The following is a 6,207-nucleotide window of genomic DNA, read 5'->3' on the forward strand; positions in this document are numbered from 1 at the left end:
CTACTCCTCTTCCAAGCAACAATATTTAAAGTAGTTTTATCTTAGCAGATTCCAAAATAATATTCAATTGAATTCCCTTTAAGAAATCACGGAAAAAATTGTCCCGCCGCTGAAACATGATATAATACTTCTGTTTAGAAAGGATGAGTCAGACAAAACAATGAAAAATAAATCACTCTATCAATTGATCGGCAGTTTTACCCTGCTTTTTTTTGCGGCACTTTGTTACATCGTCCGTTTTTATCCAGAAACACTCGCTGGTTTTGACCGCGGAATCATTCAGGCAGTCCATCAACTCTACCCACAGCTGAACGGCTATTTTTTATGGGTAACAAAATTTGCTAATCCGACTACAATCGTCTTATTGACGCTTGTTTTCACTGGTTTATTTTATTTCAATAAACAAAAAATCACCGCACTATGGCTGGTGACTACTATGGCATTAGTCAGCGGAGTCGGCAACCACTTGCTGAAGCTGTTTTTCCAACGTGAACGCCCAACACTTTTACCCCACATGGTAGTTGAACACAGCTTTAGTTTCCCCAGCGGTCATTCGACAGCCAGTACTTTGTTATACGGCACTTTGATTGCTGTCATGGCGTTGTTCTTCAAAGAAAAAACGCCGCGATTGATTGCTCAGCTCATTGCAGGATTGTTGATCTTTAGTATCATGATCAGCCGAATTTATCTGGGTGTCCATTATCCAAGCGATGTACTCGGCGGGATGCTTTTCGGCAGCAGCTGGCTGCTTTTTACCTATCCATATTACAAACAGAAAAAATTAGCTTATGATCTAAAAGCGATTAGGAGAAACAGATGACCTTTCAATATAGTGACGACAAAACCAAGCGCTATCATTCATGGAATTATGCGCTGCGCCATCAATTTGGCGGGAAAATTTTTAAAGTTCCTGTCGACGGCGGCTTCGACTGCCCCAATCGTGACGGAACCGTGGCACATGGCGGCTGTACCTTCTGCAGTGTTTCTGGCTCTGGCGATATGATCGTCGCGCCAAGTGATCCGCTGCCTTTGCAGTTTCAAAAAGAGATCGACATGATGCATCAAAAATGGCCCCATGTGGAACAATACATCGTTTATTTCCAAAACTTTACTAATACGCATGCACCGGTCGAAGTTATCCGTGAACGTTTTGAACAAGTCGTGAATCTGCCCGGCGTGGTCGGCTTATCAATCGGTACACGACCCGATTGTTTGCCTCCAGAAGTTGTCGATTATTTAGCCGAACTTAATCAGCGTTTGTACCTTTGGGTAGAATTAGGCTTGCAAACAACTTATGAATCAACGAGCGCACGTATCAACCGCGCCCATGATTATCCAACTTATGTGGATGCCGTAGCACGTCTGCGGAAACACGATATTCATGTCTGTACTCATTTGATCAATGGCTTACCGGGAGAAACTGTAGAGATGATGCGGGAAAATGTACGCCGAACAATCTTGGATTCTGACGTACAAGGCATCAAGCTTCATCTTCTCCACTTGATGCGCAATACAAAAATGTTGCGCGACTATGCCGAAGGTCGACTGCAGTTAATGAGTAAAGCCGATTATGTCTCAGTCATCTGCGATCAACTAGAAATGATTCCGCAAGAGATTATCATCCATCGGCTAACTGGCGACGCGCCGTGGGATTCCTTGATTGGGCCGATGTGGAGTTTGAAAAAATGGGAAGTCTTGAACGCGATTGATCAAGAACTAATCCGACGCGATTCGTATCAAGGGAAATTTGCTTTGCGAAAGGATTTTGCCGATGCTGCTAACAGCCTTACGCTTTAGTCATCAACTGTTGAAAGAAGTAGTGACCAATGGCGATCACGTGATCGATGCGACGATGGGCAATGGCAATGATACTTTATTTTTGGCGGAACTCGTGGGTCCGACAGGCCATGTGTCTGCCTTTGATATCCAAGAACAAGCCATCCAAAATACCCGCGAAAAATTGGCCGACTATGTTGACCGTACTACTTTGTATCTTGCCGGTCACGAAACGATCGAGGAAAAAATTTCAGCGCGGCAACCAATCCGGGCGGCGATCTTCAATCTCGGTTATTTGCCAAAAGGCGACAAACAAATCATCACATTGCCTGAAACAACAAAACAAGCCATGCGGGCGATCTTGAAACGCTTAGCAGTTGGCGGCCGAATGATTCTTGTAATTTACTATGGTCACATAGGCGGTGAAGTCGAAAAAAATGAGGTCCTGCACTTCTGTCAAGACTTGCCGCAAGAAACTTATAGTGTCTTGAATTATCAATTCATCAACCAAAAAAATAATCCGCCGATTTTATTGTGCGTAGAAAAAAAGAGCGACTGATCAATCAGTCGCTCTTTTCATTGAACCATTCCAAAACACGTTCGATCCAAGTATCCCAAAATACCCAATCATGTTTCCCCGGTCCCTCTTCAAACGTTACAGCTAGTTCTTTTTGTTTCAGTTTATGCGCCATATATTGACTGGCTGGATACAGATCATCTTCTGTTCCGCAAGCTAAGAAGAAGCGCGGAGCAGGTTTTTGACTGTTCACCAGCTCTTCCAATAAATAAAGCGGATCGTTTTTAGAACCTTGAATCTGATCCAACGGTCCAAAAATCCCTTGCCAATAGGCTTCATTTCGCACTGTCAACAGACTTTTCACATCACTCAAAACAACTGCTCCTGACAAAGATGCGACCGCCGCAAAATTCTCTGACTTTGCCAGACCTAATTTCAACGCGCCATAACCACCCATTGATAGTCCTGCAGCAAACGTCTTTTCCCGTTTGTCAGTAATCTGCGGAAAGAGTTCATGGACGATTTCAGGAAGTTCTTCAGAAATAAACGTCCAATAATTCATATCATAAGTTGTGTTCGTATAAAAACCAAGATCTGTCGAAGGCATCACTACTGCCATCTGATAATCTGCAACATAGCGTTCGATTGATGTTCGTCGTTCCCAAACACTATGATTGCCGCCCATCCCATGCAGTAAATACAAGACAGAGACATCTTCTGTCGCACCGGTCGTCGCTGTTCCGATTTTTTTATGTGTCGTTTGCGGCAAGATCACATTTACCATTACTTCCATTTGTAAAACATTCGAATAGACATTTACCTGTAAAAAAGCCATTCAGCTAAGGCCTCCAGTTTCTTTATTTTTCTAGTTTAACACGTCTGGCTGGTTTCCCAACCATAAAACTAAAAATCAGCGCAAAAATAATCAACAGCAGCCCCGCCAAATACACCCAATGCAAGCTGTCAAAAAGAATTTTATGCAATTCCGTCCGCAGTTCCAACTCAATTTGGATCGCTGTATGCGGATTGATCAAACGATTCATGATATCCAGATCAGAAATCCCGGCTTTTATTAGCTGGCGGCTATTAGCAACATTCAAAATAATTCCAAAAAGTGCGACCATAACCGTTTGACCAATCGTTCGTGACAATGCATTGAATGAAGTTGCAACACCAATTTCTTCTTTTGGTACACTGGCTTGCGCCTCCACCGTTGTTGTTGTGATAGATAATCCGTACCCGACACCTAAGACACCTGTAATGATGAAGAACAGCCAAAATGGACTTTGTTGTGGTAAGGCTAGCAAGGTTCCACCGCCTAATAAAATAATGGTCAATCCAACTATCAAAATCCACTTAACTGAATACTTGCGCAACAGACGCCCCGATAAGAAAGATCCATACATCCAGACGATTGACATCGGTGCTAAAACTAAGCCGCCTACCCCCGCAGGTTTGCCTAAAACGCCTTGCATCCACATCGGGATATAAACATCTAGGCCCATCAAAAAACCGCTGATCAACGCTGCGACAATATTTACACTAGCAAAAGTCTGATTGCTGAATAATTTCAAGTTTATCACCGGATCAACTGCTCTTTTTTCCGTTTGTATAAAAAAGACTAATGCAAGAACACTCGCAATGAATAACGCACCGACTGCTAATGACAGACCTTCATCACCTAATAATTGAAAACCTAACAGCAAACTTAATAACGTCAACATTAAAAATAAGCTGCCTAAAATATCCATCTTTTTGGCTTGATGGTTTTTCTTTTCTTCCACAAAAAAATATTGCAATAAACCAATCAAACCCAGACCAATCGGCACATTGATAAAGAAAATCCAATGCCAACCGACTGTATCCACGATCAGTCCACCAGCCAACGGACCAAAGACACTCGCGATTCCCCAAGCAGCACTCGTCAGTCCCAAAACTTTTGCTCGTTTTTCAAGATCATAGAGATCCGCAATAATCGTTAATGATACGGGCATGATCGCTCCAGCACCGATCCCTTGAATTGCGCGAGCAATGATCAATGTCAGCATCTCATTTGACATTCCACACAACGCAGAGCCTAAAACAAACAATAAAATTCCTAGAATAAAAATTGGTTTCCTCCCAATTTTGTCGGCTAACTTGCCATAGATCGGTGTGATCATAGCATTAGTTAATAAGTAGATTGAAAAGACCCAATTCATAATCTCGATTCCATGTAAACTACCAACGATCGTCGGCATGGCAGTCGTCACGATCGTTCCTTCAATCGCTGACATGAATGTCGCGATAAAAATTCCGGCAGTCACAACTTTCACATTTGTTTTCCTCTTCATTTTCCCCTCCAAATTCCTATCTGATCTGCATAAATCAAACTAACAAAAAAAGACGGTCCCATTGATCAAAGACCAATCGAAACCGCCTCGTGAACTCCATAAATAATTTATGTCTGTACGATTTATCCTAAATTCAAACTTTTTTTCAACGCAGCAACTTTATCGGTATGCTCCCAAGTTAAATCGACATCTGTCCGGCCAAAATGACCATATGCAGCTGTATCGCTATAAATTGGACGCAATAAATCAAGCATTTCAATAATACCTGCTGGACGCAAATCAAAGTTTTCACGAATAGCACCAATCAATGCTTCTTCAGAAACTTTTGCTGTGCCAAATGTGTTGACTGAAATAGAAACTGGTTGCGCTACACCGATTGCATAGGCAAGTTGGACTTCAACTTTTTCAGCTAAACCAGCGGCTACGATGTTTTTCGCAATGTAACGTGCAGCATAAGAAGCTGAACGATCAACTTTTGTCGCATCCTTACCAGAAAAAGCACCGCCACCATGACGTGAATAACCACCGTAAGTATCAACGATAATTTTTCGTCCAGTCAAACCAGCATCACCTTGAGGTCCGCCAATTACAAAACGGCCGGTTGGATTGATAAAATATTTTGTCTGTTCATCTAATAACTCTGCAGGAATTTCGTGTTTGATCACTTTTTCCATTACATCTTTTTGAATCGTTTCGTTTTCAACTTGATCGTTGTGTTGTGTACTGATCACGACCGTATCCACTCGCAATGGTTTTCCATTTTCATCATACTCTACTGTTACTTGAGATTTTGCATCTGGTCCAAAATAAGCAACTTCTCCAGACTTACGTAAATCAGCTAAACGTTTAACTAAGTGATGACTCAATGAAATAGGTAATGGCATCAATTCAGGCGTCTCGTTCACCGCAAAACCAAACATAAGGCCTTGGTCTCCAGCACCGATATCATCGAATGAATCTTCTTTACCACGAGTCTCTAAGGCATCGTCCACACCTTGAGCAATATCTGGTGATTGTTCATCGATTGCAACTAAAACAGCAACATTGTCTCCATCAAAACCAAATTTTGAATCAGTATAGCCAATTCGTTTGATAGTTTGGCGTACTACTTTTTGGATATCTACATATGCTGAAGTAGAGATCTCACCAAAAACTAAAACAAGCCCAGTTGTTACAGATGTTTCGCATGCAACTCTGGCTTTTGGATCCTTTTCTAAAATTGCATCCAAAATTGCATCACTGATTTGATCAGCAACCTTATCCGGATGTCCTTCTGAAACAGATTCAGATGTAAATAAACGACGTTCTTCCATTATAAATATTCCCCCTAAATTTTATTCGGTTACAAGGAATCTCTGGGCTTCCAGAGCCTATCGGGAACTTGCAACGACTCGATTATAACAGAAAAATAGCACCTGTCACTAATAAATTTCTAAAGAAAAGCAGTAATTTACGAAAAGTACCTTTAAAACACAAAAAAAGAGACGTTTAAAAACGTCTCAGGATGACCCGTACGGGACTCGAACCCGTGTTACCGCCGTGAAAGGGCGGTGTCTTAACCGCTTGACCAACGGGCCATAA

At 42.0% G+C, this 6,207-nt stretch carries 6 protein-coding genes, 1 tRNA gene, 1 riboswitch and 1 other annotated feature (1 of these 9 running past the window's edge); of the genes, 3 read left to right on the forward strand and 4 right to left on the reverse strand.

Annotation, left to right across the window (positions count from 1 at the left end; all coding sequences use genetic code 11):
• Positions 1-23, reverse strand: a binding site (T-box leader); it reaches 169 nt to the left of the window's first position.
• Positions 24-160: 137 nt separating this feature from the next.
• Genes FFM68_RS11845 through mnmM form a run of 3 tightly spaced genes read left to right on the forward strand, consistent with a single transcriptional unit; the run spans position 161 to position 2,335 of the window.
• A complete protein-coding gene (locus tag FFM68_RS11845; protein WP_137619513.1) occupies positions 161-820 on the forward strand; it encodes a phosphatase PAP2 family protein in 660 nt (219 codons plus the stop codon).
• Complete coding sequence (mnmL, locus tag FFM68_RS11850) at positions 817-1,797, forward strand: tRNA modification radical SAM protein MnmL/YtqA (protein ID WP_137619514.1); 981 nt, start codon at positions 817-819, stop codon at positions 1,795-1,797. Before FFM68_RS11845 ends, mnmL begins: the two co-directional genes overlap by 4 nt.
• Positions 1,772-2,335 carry a tRNA 5-(aminomethyl)-2-thiouridylate-methyltransferase MnmM gene (mnmM, locus tag FFM68_RS11855; RefSeq protein ID WP_137619515.1) on the forward strand — a complete coding sequence of 188 codons (564 nt, stop codon included), beginning with the start codon at positions 1,772-1,774 and terminating at the stop codon, positions 2,333-2,335. The genes mnmL and mnmM overlap by 26 nt, the downstream gene beginning before the upstream one ends.
• A 4-nt stretch (positions 2,336-2,339) precedes the next feature.
• Here mnmM and FFM68_RS11860 read toward each other — a convergent pair whose 3' ends face one another.
• From FFM68_RS11860 to FFM68_RS11875, 4 genes are all read right to left on the reverse strand, one after another.
• Entirely contained in the window at positions 2,340-3,128 is a 789-nt protein-coding gene (locus FFM68_RS11860; protein WP_137619516.1) for an alpha/beta hydrolase, read from the reverse strand.
• Positions 3,129-3,150: 22 nt separating this feature from the next.
• Complete coding sequence (locus FFM68_RS11865; RefSeq protein WP_137619517.1) at positions 3,151-4,626, reverse strand: MDR family MFS transporter; 1,476 nt, start codon at positions 4,624-4,626, stop codon at positions 3,151-3,153.
• Between the two features lie 122 nt (positions 4,627-4,748).
• On the reverse strand, positions 4,749-5,939 hold the full coding sequence (gene metK / locus FFM68_RS11870) for a methionine adenosyltransferase (protein WP_137619518.1): 1,191 nt from the start codon (positions 5,937-5,939) through the stop codon (positions 4,749-4,751).
• Positions 5,937-6,018, reverse strand: a riboswitch (SMK box riboswitch). Its footprint overlaps the gene before it by 3 nt.
• 113 nt (positions 6,019-6,131) lie before the next feature.
• A tRNA-Glu gene (locus tag FFM68_RS11875) sits at positions 6,132-6,203 on the reverse strand.
• Positions 6,204-6,207: the final 4 nt, after the last annotated feature.

This window comes from Enterococcus xiangfangensis (assembly GCF_005405365.1).
Lineage (GTDB): Bacteria > Bacillota > Bacilli > Lactobacillales > Enterococcaceae > Enterococcus_A > Enterococcus_A xiangfangensis.